The sequence below is a fragment of the Porphyromonas pogonae genome (assembly GCF_036320655.1).
In the GTDB taxonomy this organism is placed as follows: Bacteria; Bacteroidota; Bacteroidia; order Bacteroidales; family Porphyromonadaceae; genus Porphyromonas; species Porphyromonas pogonae.
Window position 1 is genome coordinate 1,031,785 of record NZ_CP143258.1, and the last position, 25,334, is coordinate 1,057,118.

The following is a 25,334-nucleotide window of genomic DNA, read 5'->3' on the forward strand; positions in this document are numbered from 1 at the left end:
CCGGGAATTGTAGCGGTGCAATTCTTTAAATGTTGAGGTACAATATCACAAAGTTATATAGTCCATGAGAAAAATCTTATTATTCGCTATGGCTTTACCATGCTTGTATAGTATGACGAGTGCGCAGAAAGTAGAGCTAAGCAGACAAGTTTACGGCGATATCACGGAGAAGATTACACATGCTCCGGCTTCATTTGCTACCGTGCGTATCAGCCCTTTGGGTACGAAAGATTCTCTAACATATAATCAGGTTGCTGATAGTAAAGGGCGGTTCCATATAGCCTTGCCTGAAGCTCCCAAGTATAGGATACTCGTTACTTCCGTAGGCTTCAAAAACTATATGCATGAGTTTACATTTCCTGCACAAAGTAATAAATACAAACTGAAGGATATCTTACTCGATGAAGATGCTCATGAACTTAACGAAGTCTCCGTGTCAGCGATGAAGCGCTTGGTAAGCTCTGATGTAGACAGGCTTACTTATAGCATCAAAGAAGATCCTCGAAGTCGCACCTCAAGCTTACTCGAAATGCTACGCCGTGTACCTCTCGTCACAGTAGACGGCAAAGAGAATGTACAGATCAAGGGATCTTCCAACTTCAAGATCTATATGAATGGTAAGCCATCACCTATGATGAACGGTAGCCCTAAGGATGTACTCAGAGGCATCCCCGCCTCGAGTATCAAGAAGGTGGAGGTGATTACGGATCCCGGAGTTAAGTTCGATGCTGACAACCAAGGTGCAATACTCAACATTGTTACCGACGATATGAAGCTCGGGGGCTATACTGCCACACTCAATGCTCATCTTGGGACTAATAAGAGCTGGAGCTTAGGTGGATTTTACACTGCTAAATATGGCAGACTGGGGGTGACGCTTAGGTATAACCATGTGCTGAGTAGAAATATCGACGGATTATTTTTTACAGAAACGGAGACGAACACTACTAAGTCAAGGATCGATGGTAGTCAAGAAGATAAATTTAACGGTAACTTCGGTACCGGAACCATCACTTATGAGATAGACTCACTAAACTTAATCTCGGTATCCGGAAAACTGGCACGTTACAACATGAATACAAGTAAGGATTCACGCGACAAACTATGGGTAGGGGACGTGCTCTCGCGCATTTATAACCAGCATACTGATCTGTACAGCAAGCGCGGAGGCTATAATATCAATGTCGATTATCAGAGAAATACCCGCAAGCCTGATGAATTATTCACATTCTCGTACCTCTATGACCACTCGCCCCTTGATACGCGTACGGAGCTGAGCCGCTATCTGCTCAGTCCGGACCATGAGGTAGAGATTGCCGGAACTTATCAGGGACAGCTGTCGAAATCCAGCGGTAAGATGGACGAGCATACCTTCCAGGTCGATTATACTACACCATTTGGTAAGGGGCACTCCATCGAGACAGGACTCAAATACATCTATCGTATCTCTACCAGTGATCCGCTCTATTTCATACGCAATGAAGCTATGGCGGAGTGGAAGCCGGGATCCATCTTTGACAAAGGTCTCAGAGGAACGGAATTCAAGCATACCCAAAACATCTTTGCAGGTTATCTGGGGTATGGATTCAAAACAAAAGCTTATAGCCTCAAGACCGGAGTACGCATAGAAACAGGTAATTTGAAAGCTCAATATATGAAGCAGAATGATGCCGACTTCAAATATAACTTTACCGACTGGGTGCCACAGTTCTCTCTCGGATATAATATCAATCAGTCACAGCAGCTCACTCTGTCATATAATTTCAGGATAGCACGGCCGGCTCTTGTCAACCTTAATCCCTATAGAGATCAGAATAATGAGTACGCCGTGAGTTATGGCAATCCTGACCTGAAGTCTGTAAAGCTACACGATGTAGGGCTACGCTACAGCATATTTTCTCCCAAATTCAACATCCAGTTTAGCACAAACTACAATTTTACCAATAACTCCATCGAGATGTATTCTTTCAAGGACTCTGTGAACCCCCAACTCATCCACCGTACTTACGGTAACGTGGGCAGAGTCAAGAAATTGAACTTCAATTTATATGGTGGTTTTAATCCCCTGGATTGGTTGCAATTAGGTATCAATGCCAATGGCGGTCACACATGGGCAAGAAATACAAAACTCGACATCAGTGATCACTTCTGGACAGGTATAGTGTACTCCAATATCAACGTGACCCTGCCACATGACTATTACCTCTCTCTCTACTATGGTTTTTTCAGTTTTGACCGTGGTTTACAAAGCCCTGTAGCATATTACAATGACTTTAACAGCATATCAATATCAAAGTCACTACTTCAGAAAAAGCTCTCTATAGGCCTTGAGCTCAATAGTCCTTTCCGTAAAAGAGTGACTTATAAGAGAGGTTTGGTAGGAGAGGGCTTCAAGAGCTATTCGGAATCTACTAATCTTGACAGAGTGTTGACAATGACGCTATCCTATCGCTTCGGTGAGATGAAATCACAGATCAAACGCGTCACGCGCGGTATAGTCAATGATGACTTGATGAAGTCTGGTAGTGACAACCAGGGCAAGGGTAAGTGATTCGGAACCATACTCGCTGTGTACGCACTCTCGCTCATGGATATTCAATTTAGTCTTGCGCATACGCCCTGTGTGTGCGAGACTTTATACATGGGATATTCTATGCTGAAGAATGCTGAGAGGGTAAGCTGTATTCTTTGATATTATGATGGAATATAAGTCACTTTCCTTACAATTTGATATCTCCCTTCTTCTGATGCGGGGCTTGACAAAGGGTAGGGTGATGTTGTATATTTGTAGAGCATCCCCTTAAAAGTAGCGCCATGTCATTATACTTATTCATATGTAATACCATTATTTCCCTTTTCTTGACGATTAGGGTCATTGAATCTATTGGGAGCTCCCCTCTAATTACCTACTATCATGTAGTATGTGCGGGTAATGCATTGTGCTCTATATTTTACCTCTATGTAGTATGCTACTTGCCTGAGATAAAGTGGCGACCTAGGCCGCTTTACAAACGATGCCCGCCGGGTATAATGACATATCGGCCTGTGACAGGGTACTCTCATCCATATCTTTTCTCCTAAGCACCGTCTTTGCTCGTAGCCGGAGTATTAATCAGCCTTAAATTTTGCTCCCCGGTTCTATACGTATTCCTTGTGACGGAGCGTGCTAAAGCAACATTCTTTCCCAAAAAGCACATGTTTCTTAGCTAAAATGCGACTGTATTTTAGTTAAAACTCGGCGGTGGTTTAACTAAAATGTTTTCATGCTTTAACTAAAATAATTTGGTGTTATAACTAAAATGTTTTGGTGTTACAACTAAAGTATCGAAACGTTTTAGTTAAGCCACTCTAGCTTTTCAGCTGTGATACATATGCCCCTATATTGGGTGCGGAATGCTGTGCAAATTGTTTTTTGATTCCTAAATATTTATAAATAAATCAAGAGTACATTCGCTCTCAATATATCCTTTAAGAAAAATAAGATTTGAATATAATTTAATTGGCTTGTGGTTAATGCATTATAAAAAAGTTTTTCATTCTGTCATGTGGGGTTATGCTGTCATAATGATTGGGATATTGCCGATATGGTGACTTTTTGTTATATCTTGCAGTAGAGGGTAAATCAAAATCGGATATCCTTTCCTGTAAAGATTATTGCCTGTCAGAATAAGCTTTACCGCCCAACAATAGTTATCTTTGTATCACTCTTAAGCAAAACTTGAGAATAGACCCAATGGATACAAAATTGATTGACACCGCTGTGGGAGAATATCTTTCTGCCGGTAATTATGCCCCACGCCCTCTCAAAGCAGCCTTTTTCGATATGGATGGAGTGCTGTTTGATTCTATGCCGGCACACTGCTGCTCATGGATGGAAGCCGCGACAGAAGCAGGACTCCAAGCTAGCCCCGAAGATTTTTATATGTACGAGGGGCAAACCGCTCCTTTTACCATAGCTGTACTTTTTCGCAGAAACGGGCGTGGCATACCCACTCCGGAAGATGTGCGCAAGATTTACATTCGCAAAACAGAGCTTTTTACCAAGTACAATACGGGCAATGTAATCGCAGGATCAGACAAGGTGATCAATTACATGGCTCCATATAAACGTGTGTTGGTTACGGGGTCTTCGCAACCATCTTTACTGGAACGTATCAATGTAGCTTATCCTGGAGTGTTCGATACGGGCAATATGGTTACGGGACACGACGTGAAGATTGGGAAACCCAATCCTGAACCATATCTCATAGCCATGAAAAAAGCAAATTGTAATTGTGAGGAGTGCATCGTTTTTGAGAATGCTCCCATGGGTGTACGCTCAGCCGTATCTGCGGGTATATTTACTATTGCCATAAATACGGGACCTCTCAAGGACGAAATACTTATCAATGAGGGAGCTAATTTGCTCTATCATAATATGGCAGAGGTTTTGGCAGATTTACCTGAGATTGTAAATGCTTTTTCTCAGTCAACTTTATATGTACAAAAGTTTTAGCAGAAATGAAATTGAAAACTGCACAGTGTGCAATTTTTTGAGAAAATTAACGTTTTAAGTTTGTATTTGGCTATCTTTGTAGCCGAAAAAGAAATCTAAAGAAATTCATAGAAAAAATATTTACGAATAGATAACATATGTATAATAGATATTTTAGACTAATTGCGTGTTTGGCTTTGGCATGTATAGGTTCATGGGCCGGGGCGCAAAATCACATGAGCGAGTGCATCAAGCAGATGCCTCAGGTCATGATGCCTCAAGTGTCGGATCAGGACAAGGCTAAACTTGTAGATACTTATTCCGTAGGTAAGCCCTCTGAGGTAGATTCAAAATTGACAGGTAAGATCGTGTTGGAGAAATTGACCGATAACTACGCCAAAGTCAAGACAAGTGAGGTCGGATATACCGAGATGAAACTATTGCCTTTGGTCAACAATACCTCCGTTATAGCCTTGGTGAAAACAGTGACCAGACCCGTGAAAGACGGTAATATTGCTTTTTATTCTCCTGACTGGAAAAAGATAGAAACACCCATCATTGAGGGCGAGCCGGTTGCAAATGATTTTTACCCTGCTGATCTTGACAAAAATTCTGTAAAAGGGAAAAAGATGTCGGAACTGCTCAGTGTCCTTTACCTGAATTATCAGGTGAAGCCCGATAATAATGAGCTGGTAATTACTGCTAATCTTGATACTGATGAAGAGGATGCACGATTACTGAAGGATGAGATAGATCATATGCCTGCTATTACCTATAAATGGGATAGCGGTAGATGGATGAGAAAATAATTAGGTATAAAAAACAAGAGAAATATAAGTATTAGATAAACCGTATGGAAAGAAAACAAATCAAACTCATCGGAGCTGTTTCTGTAGGTGTAGTGGCATTATTGGCAGCTTTCTTTTTGCTTTTGCACAGAGAAAAAGCCAAGCTCGAGCAAGACCGTGTCAACTTTGCCAATCTGGAGAAAGAGGCCATGCAGGATGAGTTGGATAAACTTTCGGAAGAGTATGACATTCAATACAACAAGTTGGCAAGTGTATCCAATGGGGAGCAAAAGCTACAGTTTTCCAATGATTCATTGGCAAGCCAGCTTATCAGCGAGCGTGCCAAGGTGGGTAAGCTGTTGGAGGAACTGAGTGTCGTAAAATCTACTAACTCTAAGCGCATCAATGAGCTTCGAGGCGAGGTGAATACGTTGCGCAAGGTACTCAAAACCTATGTAGTGCAGATCGATTCCCTGAATGCTGCCAACCAAAGGCTCAGAGCAGAGAATACGCAGGTGAAGCAAAACTACGAGCGAGTAAGCAATGAAGCTTCCAAACTAATGGCTGAGAAGAGAGAACTCACAGGTAAGGTGAACCTTGCTGCCAAGTTGCAGGCGACATCGATACAAGTGAGACCTCTGGACAAAAGAGGTAAATCGACTAAGAATATCGGTAGAGTGAGATCTCTGGAGATCAGCTTCACTGTGGCCAAAAACATTACTGCAGCGGTGGGAGAGAAAACTTTTTATGCTCGCATCTTGCAGCCCAATGATGAGACTCTCACCAAAAGCCCCGGCGATGTATTTGCTTTTGAAGGCGGGAAGATCAACTTCTCTTGTCGCAAAGTCGTAGAGTATGGAGGTGAAGAGGTCTCGATAGTGATGTATTGGCCTATTGAGGAGACTTTGTTGCAGGGGCAATACCGTGTGGATTTGTTTGCAGATGGAAATCTTATCGGACAAAAAGTATTTAGTTTATAATAGAGATGAATTTTATTAAAAGAAAGGTCTTCGTTAGGCTTATCAGTACTGCTATTTTGGCTTTTGCCATGCTTGCAAATGCCAATGCACAGAGGGTGCTTTCGCTTGATTCGTGCCGAGCATTGTCGGTAGCCAATAATAAGGAATTGGAGCAGCAAAATTACAAAATTGAAGCAGCAAAATTCAAAAAGGCGGAAGTAGATATGAACTTTTTCCCCAAGATATCAGCACAAGGGGCTTATCTGCATTCGCAGAAAGCACTCAATCTGGTAGACTGGGATGACATGCTGGGCCCCTTTAGTATCTTGGTACCGTACAAGGTGCAAGATATGACACACATCGACATGAGCAATGCGTGGGTGGGCAATGTATCTTTAGTTCAGCCTATATTTATGGGGGGGAAGATTGCTGCCGGGCATCGTATGGCTTCCTATGCAGAGAAGCTCACATATCAGATGAAAGATACTAAGTATGATGAGGTGGAGAAAAAACTAGACGAAACATACTGGCAGGTTGTATCTCTCAAAAGTAAAGAGCGGCTTGTAAATCAGCTTATTGCCTTGCTACAAAGCACGGTGAAAGATGTGGATGCTTCCATTGCTGCAGGTGTAGCTACTAAGTCGGATGGGCTCACAGTGAGAGTGAAACTCAGTGAGGCGGAAGTGAAGCTGTCCAAAGTCCAAAACGGTCTCAAGCTTTCGAGGATGTTGCTCTGTGAATTGTGCGGGCTGGATCTCGAAGAAGATTTTGTATTGCAAGACGAATTGAACCTCGACAGTATAGCCCCCACTCCATGGAAGCCACGCGCATACAACTCCCAACAAGTGAACTCCAGTGTAGAGAGACGATCTGAGATTAAGAGCCTCAAGCTTGTCGACAGTATTTACGGAGCAAAAGAAAAATACGAGGCTGCTACCATGCTGCCCAAGTTGGCTATGTTTGGGGCTTATACTACGACTAAGCCCAACTCATTCCACGGATTCAAGAATGAATTTGGGGGGCAGTTCCAAGTCGGGCTTATGATGCAGATACCTATTACCGATATACTCACGGGGCGATTCAAGGTAAAACAGGCACAGGCCGAGCGTGTGATTAAGAGACTGGAACTTGCTGATGCAAGGGAGAAAATAGAACTTCAGATAAGGCAAGCTTTGTTCAGCAATACTGAAGCTCACAAGCAACTCCAGGTTGCTCAGAAAGGCTTGGAAACGGCAGAAGAGAACCTCAGATATGCCAAAGTGGGGTATGATGAGGGGGTGATACCTCTGCTCAACTATACTATGGCTCAGACTGCTTGGCTCTCAGCCAAAGACTCTTTTATCGAAGCACAAGTAGGTGTGAAATTATCGGAAAGTAATCTCAAACGTATATTAGCAGAAAAATAGATTGTGACATGGATACCAAGAACAATAGAAATATGGAAGAAACACAGGGACGCGACAAAGCTTTGAAAAACAATATGCTCCTTACCTTTATCGCTGTTTTGGTAGTGATCGTATTAGTAGCTCTCGCCGGTTTTATTTTCTTCAGACCTAAAGAAGATATTATTATAGGACAGGCAGAGGTGGATGAGGTAAGAATATCGGGTAAGGTGCCCGGACGTATTACGGAGTATTTGGTAGAAGAGGGGCAGTCCGTGCGCCAAGGCGATACGTTGGTTCGTATTTATTCTCCTGAGGTATATGCTAAGCTGGAACAGGCCGAAGCTGCAAGGAGTGCTGCTATTGCACAAAGCCAGAAGGCACAGGCCGGAGCCCGTAAGGAGATGAAGGAGGGTGCTTTCGAGATGTGGCAAAAGGCTAAGGCCGGAGTGGAGATAGCGCAAAAGAGTTTCGACCGCATAGCCAAGCTATATAAAGAAGGAGTGGTTCCTGCTCAGAAATATGATGAAGTCGAGGCACAGCTCAATGCCATGAAAGCAACTGAAAGAGCGGCACGCAGCCAATACGATATGGCTATGAATGGTACCCAATGGGAAGATAAAGCTGCTGCTAAAGCATTGGTGGATAAAGCCGCCGGTGCAATATCAGAGGTGGATGCTTATCTCAAAGAAGGTGCTTTGATATCGCCCATAGATGGGGTAGTGTCGGACATATTTCCTCACAAAGGTGAGTTGGTGGGAAGTGGAGCTCCTATAATGAACATCTCTGATACCACTACCCTGCATGTGATATTCACGATACGAGAGGACAAACTCAATAAGGTGCGTCACAATACTGTACTCAAGGCTTATATCCCCGCTCTTAATGACAGGGAAGTTGATGTGCGTGTCACAAAAATGAAAGATATGGGTGAGTATGCAGCCTGGAAGGCTACCAAGCCCACAGGACAGATCGATGTGAGAACCTTCGAGGTGACAGCCAAACCTGTTAACTCAGTGGAAGGCTTAGTCTCAGGAATGTCGGTAGTGCTTAAGAAAGGGCAGTTGTAATGCGTAGGAGGTTATATATAATCGGGGAGGTGATGAAGCGGGAGTTCCGGCGTATCACTTCAAAGCCCATTTATTTCTTCGGAATGATTGTAGCTCCGGTTATATCCTTGTTTTTTCTGATGTCTATTATGGGTAATGGATTGCCCACGAGTCTTCCTTTGGCTGTAGTGGATATGGATAATACATCTACATCAAGAGCTCTGATCCGTAATCTGGATGCATTCCCCCAAACCGATGTAGTGATGCATGCGGGTTCGTACGATGAAGCTCTTACTGCTATGCGCAAAGGTGAGATTTACGGTATATTCTATATCCCTAAGAACTTTATGTCTGATGCTGTTGCAGGTAAGCAACCCAAAATTACTTACTACACCAACAACTCGTATCTTATGGCGGGAAGTTTGCTGTTTAGAGATATGAAAGTGATATCAGAGATGGCTTCGGGAAAAGTGGGATTACAGATCGGTGAAGCAAAAGGTGAACGCAAGGCTGTGACTATGGCCAAAGTGCAGCCTATAAAAGTAAAAAGCGATATCATGGGCAATCCGTGGCTCAGCTATTCTATTTACTTGAATTCTCTGCTTATACCGGGGATATTACAATTGCTCATATTTCAGATGACCGCTTATTCCATAGGGGTTGAAATCAAGGAGCGCACATCGAGGGAGTGGCTACGCCTTTCCAGAAATTCTCTTACCCTGGGGCTTTTTGGTAAACTCACAGTGCATACCATCATTTATTTTATAGTAGGTCTTTTCTGCCTGAGTTATATATACGGATTCTCTCAATTCCCGCTCAATTCAGGCTGGTTGCCTATGATTATAGCTCTGTTTATGCTTATTCTGGCTGCCGAGGCTATGGGCATATTTTTTATATCCGTATTGCCTATCTTGAGGTTGGGTGTGAGTTTCGGAAGTTTGGTAGGGATGTTGGCATTCTCCATTACAGGTTTTTCTTTTCCCGCTACGGATATGGATCCGCCTTTAAGAGCTATCTCCAATCTCTTTCCGCTCCGGCATTATTATCTGATTTATGTGGATCAGGCTCTCAATGGGCGAGCTTTCTTTTATTCCATAATACCCTATAGCGCACTCATGCTGTTTATGATACTGCCTATGCTTACTTTGAAGCAGTTGAAGCAAGCGTTGCTAAAGATTAAATATATACCTTGATGCGATGAAAAAGTTGAGAGATTTTCTTTACCATAGATTTTCTGATATATTCTATATCTGGAATCGTGAACTCAAATATATATTTGCCGATCAGGGAGTGATTATATTCTTCATAATCGTGCCACTGATCTATCCCATACTTTATGCTTGGATATACAATCATGAGACGGTGAGGGAAGTGCCAATGGTGGTGGTGGATGAAGACCGTTCTTCCTATTCAAGGGAATTTATTCGCCGTGTGGATGCCACGCCTGATGTCTTTGTAGCTTACAATGCCCTTGACTTGCAGGAAGCCAATCACTTTGTAGACTCCCGTGATGCTTTCGGGATCTTGATTATCCCTAAAGGATTTGCTAAAGATCTTATGACCGGCGTGCAGACGCATGTAGAGCTTCATTCAGATCTCTCAGGTATATTATACTATAAAGCCTATATGATGGCTCTCAATGAAATATCATTGAGGATGGGGCGTGAAGTCTCTGCCGCTTTGAACTACGGCCCTTCAGGAGAAGCTACAAAAATACAGGTAAGACCTATCGAAAGCCATTCCATAGCAGTTTTTAATCCTCAAAGTGGATTTGAGTCATTTTTGCTTCCTCCTGTATTGGTTCTTATTATTCAGCAAACAATGCTTTTGGGTGTGTGTATGCTTGCGGGTACTGCTCGCGAACGTAATAAATTTCACTATCTCGTGCCGGTAGCTACACGTCACTACGGAGGCCCTATGCGTATTGTGTTGGGCAAAAGTCTTTCCTATATTTTCATATATATGATCAATACTTTATGGACATTAGTGGCTGTGCCTTGGTTGTTCAACCTACCCATGCTGGGCTCGGCGGGGACTTATACACTCTTCCTGATTCCGTTTTTATTGGCTTGTACATTCTTCTCTCTTTTTATTTCTTTGTTCTTCAAGAATAGGGAGACTACGCTTATTGTGTTGGTATTTACCTCTGTGATCTTTCTTTTCCTTGTGGGTGTATCTTGGCCGAGGTCTGCCATTCCTCCTTTCTGGCGAGCTTTTGGTTTCCTCATCCCATCTACTCCAGGAGCCCAGGGAATGATAGCTATCAATACTATGGGTGCAAAGCTATCCGATATAGAAGTGCATTATAAGACACTTTGGCTTCAAACTGGTTTTTACATGATCCTTGCTACCATAGGGTACTCCAACCAATTGACACTGGGTAAAAAGAGTCTGCGCAAAGCACTTATAGAGCATCTGAGAAATAGATACAGAAAATCAATGGAGTGAAATTCATTTGGATGTTGTATCTTTGTGCCGAGTATTACCTATTATTTACAAATTATTATTATTGTCAATGAGTAAAGCAAAAGTTGTTGGAAATCTCATTCCACACACATTCTTCATTACTAAAGGCAGTGGAGAATCCGATTTGGAAATGCATGCCGGTTCTTACCATATGGCTTTGTATGACGCCGGGATTTCAGATTTCAATATCATGACTTATTCATCGGTTATTCCGGCTACGGCTCATCTTGCTACGATGGATGAGATCGATCTGCCACCTTTTGGTTCGGAACTCAAAACCATCATGGCAGTATCACACGGACAACAAGACGAGTTTGTTTCTGCCGGAGTAGTATATGCATGGATGTATGCTGATGAGAATTTCGATGAAAAAGTCGGCGGTTTGGTTTGCGAAGTAAGCGGTCGTTATCGTATCGAAGAGTTGGAAGCTCGACTTATTCGTGTAATCAACGATTTGCACATCAAAACATATTCACAATATTATTTGGGTGAGTTGAATTTTATTACTGAGGGTATTACAATAGAAAAACGCTACGGTAGTGCACTTGCCGGCTTGTGTTTTGTCGATTTTGTGCAACCGGAGGTAGATAAGAAAGCTGAATAAACAGAGGTTTTCTTAAATATATATAAAACGGCTTTGGCAACCTGTATAGTTGCTTGAGCCGTTTTTTACTTTTATCCACACATTGATCATACTTTCTTTTTCATGAAAATATCTATAAATAATCTTTTCGTATTTGGGTTGTTGGTTGCATTTTTATCCGGGTGCGGAGAGTCACACAAAGCATCAGTCGGTAATTATTCCACAAAGGTAAACCCTTTCATAGGCACTGACTGGGTGGGCAACGTATATCCCGGCGCCACAGTACCCTTTGGTATGGTTCAGCTAAGCCCTGACAACGGCTTGCCGGGATGGGATCGTATTTCAGGTTATTATTATCCTGATAGTACTATTGCTTCTTTTAGTCATACTCACCTTTCGGGCACGGGGGCAGGAGACTTGTATGATATCGCATTTCTTCCTGTAGTAGAACCCGCTTTGATTGGAGACGCTCCATTGGGTATTCATGCCAAATTCAGTCATAAAACAGAAGAAGCTTCGGCAGGGTATTATTCTGTAATTTTGGAGCCCTATGATATCAAAGTCAGGCTCACTGCCACCCCTCATTGCGGTATACAAGCCTATACCTTTAATAAAGCTGCCGATAAGGCTTTTATCAATCTTGATCTCAACCGTTCTCTCAATTGGGACAAAACTGTCCAAACATCTATCAGCCTCCTCGATAGTACTACAATATCGGGATACAGGTATTCTGACGGCTGGGCCAGAAATCAACGCGTTTATTTCAAAACGAAGTTGTCTGAGGCTCCTGATTCTGTCAAGATCGATTCCATACCTTTTTACAATAATCAAAAAGAAATTGTTGGCTATGGGTATACGGCCAGGTTATACTATCATCCTTCTGCCAATGACTCTATTGTGCTTGTTACAGCTCTTTCCGGCGTAAGTGAAGATGGTGCTGCCAAAAATCTTGAAGATGAGTTTTCTGGATTTAAATTCGACGATTATCGCCAAAAGGCCGCCCAGCTATGGAATAAGAAACTCTCTGTCATAGAAGTTCGGGAGCCTATAGGGCATAGTGATACCGTATTCTATTCCTCTTTGTATCGTAGCATGGTTTGTCCTACATTGTACAGTGATGTCGATGGTAAATATTTAGGCCCTGATGGAGAAATCCATGAGATGCAGAAGGGGCATTCCAAATACAGTACTTTCTCCTTGTGGGATACCTATAGGGCGGCTCATCCCTTATATAATATAATTTGTCCTTCGATCAATGCGGATATGGTGCAGTCTATGATTGATTTCGGTAAACAGAACGGAGGTCACTTGCCTGTATGGAATATGTTCGGTTCCGAAACGGATATGATGATAGGACATCATTCCATCCCTGTTATTGTGGAGTCTATACTCAAAGGTGTGTACAAAGAAAATGCAGCTGAAGTGATGCCATTACTGCTCTCTACTGTAAATAGAAAGGATTACAGAGGTATGGACGAATACCGTGATCAAGGCTATATATCGACCAAAGAATCTGAGAGCGTATCCAAAACGCTGGAATATGCATATGATGATGATGCCGTGGCGCAATATGCTCACTATGTGGGTAATGATTCTCTATACGCCGTATTCAGTAAGCGTGCGCGATATTATACCAACCTTTGGGATGCACAAACAGGGTTTTTCCGCCCCAAAGACTCAAGTGGCCAGTGGCTGTCGCCTTTCAATCCTTATGAATACTCCAAGCATTTTACAGAAAGTAATGCCTGGCAGTACCTATTCAGTGTACAACAGGATATCCCGGGACTGTCACAACTTATGGGAGGTAGATCTGCCCTAAAAGCCAAATTAGACGAGTTCTTTACTCAGCCTACCCCAAAGAATATCGAACTGCCTATCTTCTCTACAGGGATGATTGCACAGTATCCTCAAGGCAATGAACCTTCGCATCATGCCATTTTTATTTATAATTATGTGCGAGAGCCCTGGCGTACTACAGACCTTGTCTATAAGGTATTGAACGATTTTTATAGTAATACACCCAAAGGATTATGTGGAAATGAGGATTGTGGACAGATGTCTGCTTGGTATGTTTTTGCTTCTATCGGGTTGTATCCTATCAATCCTCTTGATGGAAAATACGAAATTTTTAGCCCGTCATTCAAGGAAACCGTAATTCATCTTGAAAATGGTAAGACCTTTACTATAAAAGCTCCTGGTTTATCTGCCGATAACAAATATATTCAGTCTGTAAAAGTCAATGGGAAAGCTTACAATCAATCCTTCCTGACATATGATCAGATCATGTCGGGAGCCACAGTAGAACTCATCATGGGTGACAAATCCGGGGTTGTTTGGTATTAATATTTTAAAGAGATCAGGGTACTTCCATCTATCTCCATTTATTGTACACAGTAATAGATGTTTTTATGGGAGCTAAGCCATAGAGCCTAAATTTACACTTCTACGTTAAGCTGATCACTTTTTCGCAATTATAGATAGAAATGGGTGGAGCTCATGATTCATAATCATGAGCTCCACATTGCTTTTATAGAAGTATTCCGGTTTATAGGAATGAGAAGTTCGGATTACAAGTTCGGATTTACTGTTTTCCAGTCTTCTACTGCAGGTATTACACCCATTCCAATTACTTCATCACGCATTTTTACAAGGTGATTGTAGCTTGTCTGTAATGCAGCTTTTTCTTCTGCTGTTCCGTTGATTTCTTTGCTGTATGAAACACCGTCTTTATTGATTGTAGTCTCCATACCCATCATGATATTTTCCATGCTGGGGATATTTACGAAGCAACCTGCAGGCCAACGGAAAGCTTCACCACCCATAGCCGCTCTGATCATTTCTATAGATACATATGCAGGGCTTTGGAATGAAGAACGTCCACGAAGTTTGATGATATTTGCACCACCTTTTGTTACACGTTGTTTGAGATCTTCCCATTGTTCATTAGTAAGCTTATCTGTTCCGATAAGTTCGCTCAGTGGAGTACCATCGACTTTAGCAGTGCTTGCAAATACAGCCATAGCTTCTCCATGTCCACCATATGTACGGGCGCCTGTTACTTGGCTTTGTTTTACGCCGAAGTGTTTTGCAAGCTCGCTTTGCAAACGCGTACTGTCAAGAGCTGCAAGAGTAGTAACCTGAGAAGGTTTGAGACCTGAGTGGATCAAAGTAACCAGGCCTGTAATATCAGCGGGGTTGAAGATGATCACAACATGTTTTACATCCGGGCAATAAGCTTTGATGTCTTTGCCCAGTTGAGCAGCGATTTCAGCGTTACCTTTAAGAAGGTCTTCGCGTGTCATACCGTCTTTACGGGGTGCACCACCTGAGGAAACGATGTATTTAGCTCCTGTAAGGGCCTCTTTCATATCAGAAGTAAATGTTAGGTTCAGGCCTTCAAATCCGCAATGACGGATTTCTTCTGCCACACCTTCAAGACCTACTGCAAAGGGATCATAAAGACAAATATTCGGGGTAAGGTTCATCATAGCAGCTGTCTGTGCCATGTTTGAGCCGATCATACCTGCTGCACCTACTATAGTGAGCTTTTCTTCTGTCAGGAAACTCATAATACTATTTATTAAATGTGTTACAAAATATCTTATTAACTAAGATGGATATAAAGTCTGTATTGTGAATGATTTTTCGTTCAAACAAATATACACTTTTTTCTTCAATTAATGTATTTAGCTAAGTTGAAAAAGATATTCCTTCCTATCTCTTTTCTTTTCATTATTATCGGTTTATGAATTTTAAACTTTTTTGACTCTATTTTATCCTCTTTTTTTATTTAAAATTCATTAAATCTTCTCTAAAGGGCTTCAGCACTTAAAATAAAATGCTTTTCAATTTGGATAGATAGAAAAAATTATTACTTTTGAACAGAAGTTTTACAAACTAATTGATTTGTTATTACATAGGAAATAATTGCCTTTTAGGCATTTTGGTAGAATAGATTTGGATTATTTAACAATTTTAAATGTTTAATATTAATAGAGTTTAATTATGAACAAAGCAGAATTTATCTCAGAAGTGGCTATGAAAGCCGGTATGACTAAAGCCGATGCTCAAAGAGCAATCAACGCATTTACTGAAGTAGTCGGTGAGCAAATGAAAGCAGGTGAAAAAGTAACTTTGCTAGGTTTCGGTACTTTCTCAGTAACCGAAAAATCAGCTCGCAAAGGTATAAACCCCAAAACTAAAGCTGTAATCACTATTCCTGCACGTAAAGCTGTGAAATTTAAAGCAGGTTCTGCTCTTGATATGAAATAATCATTTGTTATAATTATTTCAATGCTAAAAATAGGGATTGGCCGTTCTAGGTCAACTCTTATATGAACCTTCTAAATACATCTTTTCTTTCATATTCGATGAGCTTAAGTGTATGAAGGATTAAAATTGTAGTTGTTAGGTTCATGATAGACAAAAAAAATCCTCAGAGTTGTTTACTCCGAGGATTTTTTCCTTTCAGACGAAAATGTTTTATCAATCCGTTTAGTTTTCAGGCATAAACATGGGATCCCATGCCGGCAGTCGTATAGGTTTAGTTCCCATCACCTCTTTTACTTTATCCGTAATGTATTTCTTGTCTACTACAAGTCTGAAGGTATAAGCATCAAACCAACGATCGGTCATAATGAGATGCCCCTTAAAACCGTTTGCGGCTCCCCAGCTATTTTCTACTTTCCACTTGATGGCTTTGCCATTGGCATCAAGATCTACTGCCATAAGGGTCATGGCGTGGCTGGAACCGCTATCATAAGTTTGTATGCGTTCCTTTTTGTTCATGTCCAGTTTGATGCCGAGCAAGGACTGATAGTCAAAGTTGTCCAAATCAAGATATCCTTTCTTCCGATCCAACTCTTTACCCACATCGCAAGAATAATACATCATTGTGCTGTCTTTTATTGATGCTATTGCCATTCCTTTGATATCTTCCATAGGCAGGTTTACGTATGTCCAGTTTTTCCCGTCATAGCTATGCCTGTCATAGTCTATTTCATATAGCTTGTAGTAGTCTCTGGATGGGTCATTCATGAGCATTACATAATTGTTGCGAAGATCTCTACCCACAAACTTTTGGTAAAAACTCTGTGGCGTGTATGTCTCAGTCGATATTGCTTTGCCGTTAGCATCTTTGAGTGTCCAGCTAAACTCTCTCGGTGGCACTCCCAGATTCATTACCAGTATGCGGTATACATCCTTTAGTACAGATACTTTTTCAGCTTCCAGTTTTTGCATCGAAGTTCCCTTCGCTGCATGCTCACGTATACGTATACCGCCTTGACGCAATACTTTGGCAAGAATCGATGACATAACAGCCGTACTGTTGCTAGAAGTGGTTTCGGGCATTATTTCCGCCGGTACTACACCGTACTTCATTAAATTTTCTGATACTCCGGTAAACTGGCCACCATCACCTATAGGATTCTTGAATAACCATTCCACCATTTTGTCATTTATTGCCTTGTCTCGTGTATCTATTATGCCCTGTAAAAAGAGATTTGCTTTTTCGAGCTGATCCCAAAAGAAAGAATAGTTATGGGAAAAGAAAAATTGTCCCATATTGTTTTGGGTGATCATGTGTGATCTTAGCACATTCAAGCCGGTAAAAAGCCAGCACCTTCCGCTGTTGTGCTGATCCGTAATCCCTTTACCTTTGACCTCGTTACTGAAATGATCTTCGATGTCATAGCTTTTGTCCGTGTTTTTTACCAAGTCTTTCATGCCGGTATTGATTACCGCATTTCTCAAAGCCTTGTCTGTTGGTGAGTTTTTGTACGAGCCTCGGATTTCTTTGAGCATCTCGGGAGTCAGCGCTCCCTTTTGTGCCCAAGAGTTTATGGACGCAAGGCTGCAAATAGCCAAGGATGCAATCAGGAGTTTCTTTTTCATTCTTTCTCTGTTTTTATTATTAATAGTATAGATTTAAAGTTTATTCCTTTTATGTAGATAGTCTATAAGTTTTGCCACAGCCTTGCCACGGTGACTCATTGAATTCTTTTCGTCCTCGTCCATTTCAGCAAAGGTAATATTGTATCCTTCCGGTATAAATACGGGGTCATACCCAAATCCGTCCGAGCCGCTTTTCTTTTCGGCAATCGAGCCTTGCACATCCCCTCGAAACAGATGTTTACCATCTTCGTCTATCAAAGCTATTACAGTGCTAAAAATAGCTTTTCTGGGTGTTGGAATTCCTTCCAATTCTTTCAAGAGTTTTCTGATATTGTCTTCGGGTTTGCAATCTTCGCCAGCATATCGGGCTGTATAAACTCCCGGTGCACCCCCCAAGGCTTCTACTGCAAGCCCCGTATCATCTGCAAAGCAATAATGCCCGTATTTGTCATAAACAAAATCAATCTTTTGTAAAGCATTGCCTTCGAGAGTTTCTTCCGTCTCGGGAATCTCTTCATTACAATTAATATCTTCCAGACTGAGTATTTCAATTTTATCCCCCAGCATTGCTTTTATCTCATGTAGTTTATGCCGGTTATTAGTCGCAAAAACGAGTTTTTCCATTAACTTTGTTTATATCATTAAATTCATTATAAGAGCTTTTATGGTAAAAAATATTACCATGCTTGCATAAAACAAAATTAGCTAATATTTTATGGATATTGAGCAATTGAGAGAGGCTTGTATCTCTTTGCCCCATGTAGAGGAGACTTTTCCTTTTGATGAGGTTACTTTGGTGTTTAAGGTGGGTGGGAAAATGTTTGCTCTCACACCGCTCGATACCCCCGAACACTCTGTTTCTCTCAAGTGTGATCCGGACTATGCCCTTGAGCTTAGAGACCGTTATGAAAGTGTGCGATCTGCTTTCCATATGAACAAGAAGCACTGGAATAATATTATATTGAATGGAGATGTCCCTGATAAACTACTCTTAGAGCTTATCCGACACTCATATGATAGAGTAGTGGAGGGACTTACACGCAAAGAAAAAGAAAAAATCAAATCTAAATCACCTGAGGTATGAAGACATTCACAAACTTTACGCTTCTTGACGAAGTAAACAGTACCAATAATTATCTGGCAGACATGTTGCAAAAACAGCCGGATCTACCCGAACTACACGGTGTTTTTACGCGTTGCCAAACATCCGGTAGAGGCCAAAGAGGTAACTCATGGTATTCTACTCCCGGACAGAATGTAACTTTCTCAATACTTTTACGTCCTCAGTTCCTTGAAGTAGATGAGCAGTTTGCAGTATCTGAGTTGGCAGCAATCTGTGTAGCTCGTGCCATAGCTTACTTCCTTTCCGAAGAACAGCGGGAGATCCTTACCATAAAATGGCCTAATGATATTTTCTATGGTGAAAAGAAGATAGCGGGCATACTCATAGAGCATAGCATTACGGGCAATATTATAGACTACTCCATAGTGGGTATGGGTATCAATATTAATGAAAATAATTTCCCGTCTGATTTGCCCAATCCTATTGCTCTTAAAGACATTATAGGCCGAGAAGTTGTATTGAAAGAGTTTATGGAGGTGCTTTTACAAGAGTTTCAGGATCAGTACCGTTATATCAAAAAAGGGAGGAAGGTGGAGCTTCATGAGCGTTTTCTGAAACACATGTATCGCAATGACGGACAGTTCCATCTTTTTCATGATGCTTATCAATCATTTGAAGCTCGGATCAAAGGAGTAGAACCCAATGGTTGCCTTGTCCTTGAAAAAAGAGACGGAACCGAGCAGACTTTTGCTTTCAAAGAAATCGTTTTTGATGGTTACTAAATCGGACATTAAATGGATCAAAGGTCTTCAGACCAAAAAGCATGATCGTTTAGAACAAAGGCTCTTTGTAGCCGAAGGGCCTAAGCTTATAACTGAAATGATATGTGCTTATCACTGCGCATTGCTCATAGGTACCTCCTCGACCCTGCAAGGATTTAATAAAAAGGCTGTTGAACGGGTCGAGGAAGTTCCCGATGCATTTGATTTTACCCGCATTAGTAGTCAGAAGTCTCCACAGCCTCTATTGGCAGTGTTCCGTTTGCCCGATCAAGGCGAGACTTCGGAGCTTTTTCCTTGGAGAGGTGTAGCCTTATTTCTTGATGGCGTACAAGATCCCGGCAATATGGGGACTATCATTCGTACAGCTGATTGGTTTGGTATACGATCTATATATGTTACCCCCGAGACAGCCGATGCTTATTCGCCTAAAGTAATGCAATCTGCCATGGGTGCTTTAGCAAGAGTGGGGGTTTTTACTATACGTGAGGCAGATGTGTTTTGGCAATCGATTAGGGATAGAAACATCCCTGTTTTAGGAACTTTTCTGGATGGGAAAAATATTTATTGTGATAATTTCTTGAATACCCCAGATCACCCTATACTTATCGTAATGGGAAATGAGGGTAACGGTATAACCGCTTGTGTAGAGCAGTATGTTACTCGCAAGATCACGATACCTCCCTTCGAAAACAAAGCACATACCGAGTCACTCAACGTGAGCATAGCTTGTGCCATCGTTCTTTCGGAGGTAAGGCGTCATACATTGAGTCAAAAGTAGAATGTAAGCACCTTTCTTTGATTTTCGTCTGATTGCTTACTCATGGCTTAATACTGCTAAACAGCGTAGCAGAGATTTTTTCCCGAAGAGTAGTACAATTATGCACCGGCTCTTGACAAAGGGGGGTGTGATGTTGTATCTTTGTGAGAAAAGATAATACAAATCGAAAGACTATGAATGCTCTGAAAAATGAAATATTCCACACTATACTCTGTGGTGAGAAGCACCTTTCTGTGTCTGTTACAACGAGGCAGTATAAGTCCCGGAACTTACATTTTGTCAAAATCAGACTCGCACCGTAAAATATCAAATTGTCAGAATGTAGGAAATATCTATTAAAATCATGAACAAAAGCCGTATAGAGGATATTTGATCCTCTATACGGCTTTTTTATTGATGCGCTGTAATGTGAGTTTTTCTTAGTTACGTTTCATTATTTTTCTAACTATATGATGATATTTTTCTAACTACGTCATTCCGGTTTCTCAGTTACAAAAATAATGAAACGTAACTAAGAAAATAATGCCGCTTAGTTACAAAAATATCAAGAGGGTTTTTAGTCCACTTCTCATTGTCTTAAAGATTTTATTTGGTGGTAATATGTGTCATTTGGATTTGTTTTGGCGGTGTTATGTATCTATTTGGTATTTTGTAAATATGGACTAAGGGGGGGGATAAAGCAAAATGAAACCAACCTATTGGTTTGGTTTATCTGCTACAAGCTCGGTTTAGGTAGTATTTATTGCTTATTGAGACTGTTGCAAAAGTCAACAGTCTTGTGGATTTTGGAGGCAAAGCCGACAAAAGACACTTTGACCGGGCAGAGAGAGTAAAGTGCAAGGCGCTAAGAGAGAGTGCACAGGGAGTTTACTTCCGGTAAATGACCAAGCGCGAATCTCGCAAGCAACGAAGCAATTTGCCTGCTATGCAACGGTTTCTTATTATGTTGCTTTTATTGCCTTTGCAATGACGTATTTTCGTACTACTTCATCTCCCAGTTTGCTGATAGTCTTTTCTGACTTCTTTATCATTACAATATCGTTTAGTCTCGCATCTTTCAGCATTTTTTCTACTTCTTTTGTGCAACTATTAGAAGAAAGGGTATTAGTGTGAGGATTGAAGGTAAGTAAATGGAAATGAGAGAGATTTGCATCATATCTCGGTGGTTTGCACAGAGGGGTAAAGTGCAGAAGATGTGGATTTGTGCAGAAGTTCCGTTACCAAATCGTTAGCCCATTCCTCGAATGGTAACGAAGAGGTAGGAGAAGGTAACCGACAGAAGAGTGTTCGGTAACTCTACTTTCTACTATTACGGTGCTTATGCTTTGTATCACAATGTTTTGCGTAGCTGAAAACGCTTCGGTAACGGGTAACTTTGCCCATAAAAAAGAAGCGTATGCAAACAGACAAATTCAAGGTGTTGCTCTACCTGAAAAAGAGCGGATTGGACAAGTCGGGACAAGCTCCGATAATGGGGCGTATAACCTACGGGCGAACCATCGCCCAATTCAGTTGTAAACTCTCGTGCGACCCGAAGTTGTGGAATGCTCGTGAGAGCAGGTTGAACGGCAAGAGCCGTGAAGCGGTGACAACAAATGGCAAGTTGGAACGCTTGCTTCTCTCTGTGCAATCGGCTTATCGAGTTCTTTGTGAGCGAGGGAGTGTCTTTACGGCAACAGACATCAAGGAGCAGTTCCAAGGAAGTATGCAAAGCCAAACAACCTTTTTGGAACGATACGACCGAATGGTCGAAGAGTTGGAACAAAAGGTGGGCATCGAAATAAAGGCTACGACTATGTATAGTTACTATACTATCCGTAAGCATCTGCAAGTCTTTATCGGAGAGAAGTACCATATGGCAGACATTCCTTTTGGACAGATAGAAGAAGATTTCTTGGAATGCTTGCAACACTACTCGGTCGGAAAACTACGCCATTCGCAAGCCCATTATCGTAAGATGGCATTGGTGGTAAAGAAAGTCTGTCGTTTGGCGTATCGTGAAGGATTAACAGAACGACAACTGTTTGCGCACGTGGAGATAGAACGAGGAGAGAACAAACAACCTCGGGCTTTGGATAAGGTTTCGTTGGATAAGTTGCAGGGCTTGACTTTTGATCCGTATGAGGTGGAGTTAGAAACCGCTCGCAATCTCTTCCTCTTCTCCTGTTATACGGGCGTTGCCTATTGCGATATGGTTGCCCTTAATCGGGAACACCTCTTTACGGACGATGAGGGGGCTTTATGGCTGAAGTTTCGTAGACAGAAGACCAATACCCTTTGCCGTGTGAAACTCCTATCCGAAGCGGTGCGTTTGATAGAGCGGTATCAGTCTGATGAACGCAGCACGCTCTTTGCTCCCACTGCCTATTCGGCTTATCTCATTCAACTCAAAGCCCTGCAACTTCGAGCCGGTATCTCCATTCCCCTTTCGGCACACATTGGTCGCCACACTTTTGCCACCTTGATTACTTTGGAACGAGGCGTTCCCATCGAAACGGTAAGCCGAATGTTGGGACATAGTAATATCCAAACGACTGAGCGATATGCCCACGTAACCCCGAAGAAGCTCTTCGATGAGTTTGAACGATTTCTCTCTTTCACTGAAAACCTAACCTTAACCCTGTAAGACCTATGCGCAGTACATTCAAAATCCTATTCTACATCAATAAGAACAAGACCAAAGCGGACGGCACAACGGCAATCCTTTGCCGTATCACCATAGACGGAACGAACGTAGTGATAAGCACTGGGGAAAGTGTCGTTCCTTACGAGTGGAAGGTGAAGCGAGGAGAAACAACAGACAAGAAGACCAACCAACGCCTGCAAACCTTTCGGGAGGGAATAGAACAAGGGTACAATACCTTGCTCTACAAATATGGAGCAGTGAGTGCCGAGCTTCTGAAGAATTACCTACAAGGCATCGGGAGGACTCCAACAACACTCCTTGCCCTTAGCGCAGAAGAACTCAAAGCCCAACGAGAAAGCAAGAGTGAGGGAACGTATAGCAACAATCGAAGTTCGGACAAACAGCTCAACTCCTTTGTACGAAGTCGTGGAGAGAAGGATATTCCCCTAACGGCTATTACGATAGATTTCTTTGATGATTACCGTTTCTATTTGAAGAAAGAGGGCTATGCTCCTGCAACAATAAACAGGCATTTGTGCTGGTTGAGTAGTTTGATGTACCGAGCCGTCAGTCAGGGAACAATACGCTTTAATCCATTTGAAGAGGTGAAGTACGAAGCCGTAGAGCGTAAACCTCGATTTCTAAGTAAAGGAGATGTGACAAAGCTCTTGGCGTTCCCTTTACAGGACGAAGGGGCGGAACTAAGTCGAAGAATGTTTCTTTTCTCCGTCTTCACGGGTTTGGCATTTGCTGACTTGCAGAGCTTGCGAGCTTCGCAAATCGAAACGAATAGCGAGGGGAAGCGATATATCCGCAAGGCAAGACAGAAGACAGAAGTGGAGAGTTTGATCCCCCTACACCCGATAGCGGAGCAGATACTTTCGCTTTACACAAAGGAGGAAAGCAAGGAAGATTACAAAATATTTCCCGATACGATGAGCAAGGGCAAGCTACTTACTCACCTCAAAGCTGTGGGCTTGGCTTGTGGTATTCGTACTCCACTGGGCTACCACGTTGCAAGACATAGTTTCGGCACGTTGACTTTGGAGGCTGGTATTCCGATAGAGAGCATTGCCAAGATGATGGGACATTCCTCCATTGCCAGCACACAAATCTACGCCCAAATCACAGACCAAAAGATTGCAAGGGATATGGACAAGTTGATGGACATTAATATTTTGTAATTTGAAGCATGTGAAATACTTGTATTCTTAATTATAGCCATATGTATGTAGGGCTTTTTCTGATTTTGCACTGAATCTCTTTGTTAGTTCTGTTTTTATTATTACATTCTTGACATGTTACATTGTTTATTTGAACGATGAAATCTGGCTGAATATTCTCTTAGGTGTAGATTAAAACGCTATCTTATAAGATAAAAAAGAATAGTTCGAGATATTAGCAAAACTTGAGATTGTCAATAGAAGAGCAATAGACAAGGTTTACCAAAGAAGATTTATAAATATGGAGAAGTCAATAGTTTGCCCATATACCATCTCTCTTATAATAACTAGAAAATGCTCCGCTGCATGCTTGAATTGTTGCTTTAAATGCTCTCCAAAAGAGACAGCCGAAATATCAGAAAAAGATGCTTATGCGTTCATAGACGAGGCTCTCCAATCTTTTTCCACAATTAAAGTTTTAGTTATAACAGGAGGGGAATGCACGCTGAATATGGATAAACTCTGTCGGATAATATCCTATGGAAAAAAGCAAGGCTTAGTGGTCAGAGTTGTAACGAATGCTCATTGGGCTCGATCTTTAGGCGAAGCAAAGAAGATTGTTGATCGACTTAAGAAGTCTGGATTAGACGAAATCAACTATAGTACAGGAGATGAACATCAAAAATTTGTACCTGAAAACAATATCGTAAATGCAATTTTTGCGGCAAATTGGGCGAATCTATTTTGCGCAGTAAATGTTGAATACAAGAGAGATGCGTTGTATACGAGTACTAATCTCATAAACAATCCGCAAGTTAAGCGTATTTTGTCGGATAATTCAGGAGGTCGGCTTGTTATTAAAAATGGTTTGTGGGTAACATTTGAAAATGCGGAATCATTGTCATACGGAGAAAGCGTACTTGGTGACTTTAACGATGGGTGCGACAATTTATTTACAACAATTTCAATAAATCCGTATTCGAATTTAATGGCTTGCTGTGGTATCACTGCTGAATACATTCCGTTCTTACGCTTAGGAAGTGTAGAAAAACGAGGGCAGATGTCTCAATTGCACGAAAATCAATTTTCCGATTTTCTTAAAATTTGGATATATTGCTATGGCCCTCATAAAGTCTTATCAATCTTGAAATCTGATATGAAAATACCCGAGAAAAACAAAGAAAGAAGACATCCTTGTGTTGACTGTGCAGAGCTTTTTTTAGACCGAAGATATGCTAATTATATAGCAGAGAATATGTCTAAATATGCAGGAAATGTCCTTTTAGAATATGATATTAAAAGAAGAATGCTAAACAAATAAAAAGG

20 protein-coding genes are annotated in these 25,334 nt (G+C 41.6%); 17 read left to right on the top strand and 3 right to left on the bottom strand.

Annotated features, from left to right (window positions below):
• The first annotated feature begins 64 nt into the window (after positions 1-64).
• From VYJ22_RS03915 to VYJ22_RS03960, 10 genes are all read left to right on the top strand, one after another.
• Entirely contained in the window at positions 65-2,551 is a 2,487-nt protein-coding gene (locus tag VYJ22_RS03915) for a TonB-dependent receptor domain-containing protein (RefSeq protein WP_329905170.1), read from the top strand.
• Between the two features lie 1,182 nt (positions 2,552-3,733).
• Positions 3,734-4,495 carry an HAD family hydrolase gene (locus VYJ22_RS03920; protein ID WP_329905171.1) on the top strand — a complete coding sequence of 254 codons (762 nt, stop codon included), beginning with the start codon at positions 3,734-3,736 and terminating at the stop codon, positions 4,493-4,495.
• 215 nt (positions 4,496-4,710) lie between these two features.
• The gene (locus tag VYJ22_RS03925) at positions 4,711-5,283 is read left to right on the top strand and encodes a DUF3256 family protein (protein ID WP_329905172.1); all 573 of its coding nucleotides are present in this window, start codon (positions 4,711-4,713) and stop codon (positions 5,281-5,283) included.
• Positions 5,284-5,327: 44 nt separating this feature from the next.
• Positions 5,328-6,242 carry a hypothetical protein gene (locus tag VYJ22_RS03930; protein ID WP_329905173.1) on the top strand — a complete coding sequence of 305 codons (915 nt, stop codon included), beginning with the start codon at positions 5,328-5,330 and terminating at the stop codon, positions 6,240-6,242.
• A gap of 5 nt (positions 6,243-6,247) precedes the next feature.
• Positions 6,248-7,627 (top strand): TolC family protein, encoded by a 1,380-nt coding sequence (locus VYJ22_RS03935; protein WP_329905174.1) that lies wholly within the window; start codon positions 6,248-6,250, stop codon positions 7,625-7,627.
• A gap of 8 nt (positions 7,628-7,635) precedes the next feature.
• Positions 7,636-8,673: an HlyD family secretion protein gene (locus tag VYJ22_RS03940; RefSeq protein WP_329905175.1), complete on the top strand. Its 1,038-nt coding sequence runs from the start codon at positions 7,636-7,638 to the stop codon at positions 8,671-8,673.
• Entirely contained in the window at positions 8,673-9,845 is a 1,173-nt protein-coding gene (locus VYJ22_RS03945) for an ABC transporter permease (protein WP_407989323.1), read from the top strand. The genes VYJ22_RS03940 and VYJ22_RS03945 overlap by 1 nt, the downstream gene beginning before the upstream one ends.
• A gap of 4 nt (positions 9,846-9,849) precedes the next feature.
• A complete protein-coding gene (locus VYJ22_RS03950) occupies positions 9,850-11,100 on the top strand; it encodes an ABC transporter permease (protein WP_329905176.1) in 1,251 nt (416 codons plus the stop codon).
• 67 nt (positions 11,101-11,167) lie between these two features.
• Entirely contained in the window at positions 11,168-11,722 is a 555-nt protein-coding gene (locus VYJ22_RS03955) for a pyruvoyl-dependent arginine decarboxylase (RefSeq protein WP_329905178.1), read from the top strand.
• A 102-nt stretch (positions 11,723-11,824) separates the two neighbouring features.
• Positions 11,825-14,044 (top strand): GH92 family glycosyl hydrolase, encoded by a 2,220-nt coding sequence (locus tag VYJ22_RS03960; RefSeq protein ID WP_329905179.1) that lies wholly within the window; start codon positions 11,825-11,827, stop codon positions 14,042-14,044.
• 224 nt (positions 14,045-14,268) lie between these two features.
• On the opposite strand, the gene VYJ22_RS03965 is transcribed toward VYJ22_RS03960, so the two are convergent.
• Entirely contained in the window at positions 14,269-15,270 is a 1,002-nt protein-coding gene (locus tag VYJ22_RS03965; RefSeq protein WP_329905180.1) for a malate dehydrogenase, read from the bottom strand.
• Positions 15,271-15,706: 436 nt separating this feature from the next.
• On the opposite strand from VYJ22_RS03965, the gene VYJ22_RS03970 reads away from it, so the two are divergent.
• Entirely contained in the window at positions 15,707-15,973 is a 267-nt protein-coding gene (locus tag VYJ22_RS03970) for an HU family DNA-binding protein (RefSeq protein WP_329905182.1), read from the top strand.
• 222 nt (positions 15,974-16,195) lie between these two features.
• On the opposite strand, the gene VYJ22_RS03975 is transcribed toward VYJ22_RS03970, so the two are convergent.
• Together VYJ22_RS03975 and VYJ22_RS03980 are read right to left on the bottom strand one after the other, a co-directional pair.
• On the bottom strand, positions 16,196-17,596 hold the full coding sequence (locus tag VYJ22_RS03975; RefSeq protein WP_329905183.1) for a C1 family peptidase: 1,401 nt from the start codon (positions 17,594-17,596) through the stop codon (positions 16,196-16,198).
• Positions 17,597-17,629: 33 nt separating this feature from the next.
• A complete protein-coding gene (locus tag VYJ22_RS03980) occupies positions 17,630-18,220 on the bottom strand; it encodes a non-canonical purine NTP diphosphatase (RefSeq protein WP_329905184.1) in 591 nt (196 codons plus the stop codon).
• Positions 18,221-18,311: 91 nt separating this feature from the next.
• On the opposite strand from VYJ22_RS03980, the gene VYJ22_RS03985 reads away from it, so the two are divergent.
• The 6 genes from VYJ22_RS03985 (at position 18,312) to VYJ22_RS04010 (ending at position 25,329) form a co-directional block, all read left to right on the top strand.
• Positions 18,312-18,680 (top strand): MmcQ/YjbR family DNA-binding protein, encoded by a 369-nt coding sequence (locus tag VYJ22_RS03985; RefSeq protein ID WP_329905185.1) that lies wholly within the window; start codon positions 18,312-18,314, stop codon positions 18,678-18,680.
• Positions 18,677-19,441 (top strand): biotin--[acetyl-CoA-carboxylase] ligase, encoded by a 765-nt coding sequence (locus VYJ22_RS03990; RefSeq protein WP_329905186.1) that lies wholly within the window; start codon positions 18,677-18,679, stop codon positions 19,439-19,441. The genes VYJ22_RS03985 and VYJ22_RS03990 overlap by 4 nt, the downstream gene beginning before the upstream one ends.
• A complete protein-coding gene (locus VYJ22_RS03995; protein ID WP_329905187.1) occupies positions 19,431-20,219 on the top strand; it encodes a TrmH family RNA methyltransferase in 789 nt (262 codons plus the stop codon). The genes VYJ22_RS03990 and VYJ22_RS03995 overlap by 11 nt, the downstream gene beginning before the upstream one ends.
• Positions 20,220-21,615: 1,396 nt before the next feature.
• The gene (locus VYJ22_RS04000; protein WP_329905188.1) at positions 21,616-22,845 is read left to right on the top strand and encodes a site-specific integrase; all 1,230 of its coding nucleotides are present in this window, start codon (positions 21,616-21,618) and stop codon (positions 22,843-22,845) included.
• Between the two features lie 5 nt (positions 22,846-22,850).
• A complete protein-coding gene (locus VYJ22_RS04005) occupies positions 22,851-24,029 on the top strand; it encodes a site-specific integrase (protein ID WP_329905189.1) in 1,179 nt (392 codons plus the stop codon).
• Between the two features lie 280 nt (positions 24,030-24,309).
• Positions 24,310-25,329, top strand: coding sequence for a radical SAM protein (locus VYJ22_RS04010; protein WP_329905190.1), 1,020 nt, complete (start codon positions 24,310-24,312; stop codon positions 25,327-25,329).
• The last annotated feature ends 5 nt before the right edge of the window (positions 25,330-25,334 follow it).

Excerpts from the sequence above, each read along its gene's own strand:
- VYJ22_RS03915 (WP_329905170.1), top strand. The coding sequence starts at position 65 with ATGAGAAAAATCTTATTATTCGCTATGGCTTTACCATGCTTGTATAGT.
- VYJ22_RS04000 (WP_329905188.1), top strand. The coding sequence starts at position 21,616 with ATGCAAACAGACAAATTCAAGGTGTTGCTCTACCTGAAAAAGAGCGGA.
- VYJ22_RS03950 (WP_329905176.1), top strand. The coding sequence starts at position 9,850 with ATGAAAAAGTTGAGAGATTTTCTTTACCATAGATTTTCTGATATATTC.
- VYJ22_RS03990 (WP_329905186.1), top strand. The coding sequence starts at position 18,677 with ATGAAGACATTCACAAACTTTACGCTTCTTGACGAAGTAAACAGTACC.
- VYJ22_RS03930 (WP_329905173.1), top strand. The coding sequence starts at position 5,328 with ATGGAAAGAAAACAAATCAAACTCATCGGAGCTGTTTCTGTAGGTGTA.
- VYJ22_RS03960 (WP_329905179.1), top strand. The coding sequence starts at position 11,825 with ATGAAAATATCTATAAATAATCTTTTCGTATTTGGGTTGTTGGTTGCA.
- VYJ22_RS03975 (WP_329905183.1), bottom strand. The coding sequence starts at position 17,596 with ATGAAAAAGAAACTCCTGATTGCATCCTTGGCTATTTGCAGCCTTGCG.
- VYJ22_RS03970 (WP_329905182.1), top strand. The coding sequence starts at position 15,707 with ATGAACAAAGCAGAATTTATCTCAGAAGTGGCTATGAAAGCCGGTATG.
- VYJ22_RS03995 (WP_329905187.1), top strand. The coding sequence starts at position 19,431 with ATGGTTACTAAATCGGACATTAAATGGATCAAAGGTCTTCAGACCAAA.
- VYJ22_RS04005 (WP_329905189.1), top strand. The coding sequence starts at position 22,851 with ATGCGCAGTACATTCAAAATCCTATTCTACATCAATAAGAACAAGACC.
- VYJ22_RS03925 (WP_329905172.1), top strand. The coding sequence starts at position 4,711 with ATGAGCGAGTGCATCAAGCAGATGCCTCAGGTCATGATGCCTCAAGTG.
- VYJ22_RS03965 (WP_329905180.1), bottom strand. The coding sequence starts at position 15,270 with ATGAGTTTCCTGACAGAAGAAAAGCTCACTATAGTAGGTGCAGCAGGT.
- VYJ22_RS03940 (WP_329905175.1), top strand. The coding sequence starts at position 7,636 with ATGGATACCAAGAACAATAGAAATATGGAAGAAACACAGGGACGCGAC.
- VYJ22_RS03935 (WP_329905174.1), top strand. The coding sequence starts at position 6,248 with ATGAATTTTATTAAAAGAAAGGTCTTCGTTAGGCTTATCAGTACTGCT.
- VYJ22_RS03945 (WP_407989323.1), top strand. The coding sequence starts at position 8,673 with ATGCGTAGGAGGTTATATATAATCGGGGAGGTGATGAAGCGGGAGTTC.
- VYJ22_RS03985 (WP_329905185.1), top strand. The coding sequence starts at position 18,312 with ATGGATATTGAGCAATTGAGAGAGGCTTGTATCTCTTTGCCCCATGTA.
- VYJ22_RS03920 (WP_329905171.1), top strand. The coding sequence starts at position 3,734 with ATGGATACAAAATTGATTGACACCGCTGTGGGAGAATATCTTTCTGCC.
- VYJ22_RS03980 (WP_329905184.1), bottom strand. The coding sequence starts at position 18,220 with ATGGAAAAACTCGTTTTTGCGACTAATAACCGGCATAAACTACATGAG.
- VYJ22_RS04010 (WP_329905190.1), top strand. The coding sequence starts at position 24,310 with ATGGAGAAGTCAATAGTTTGCCCATATACCATCTCTCTTATAATAACT.
- VYJ22_RS03955 (WP_329905178.1), top strand. The coding sequence starts at position 11,168 with ATGAGTAAAGCAAAAGTTGTTGGAAATCTCATTCCACACACATTCTTC.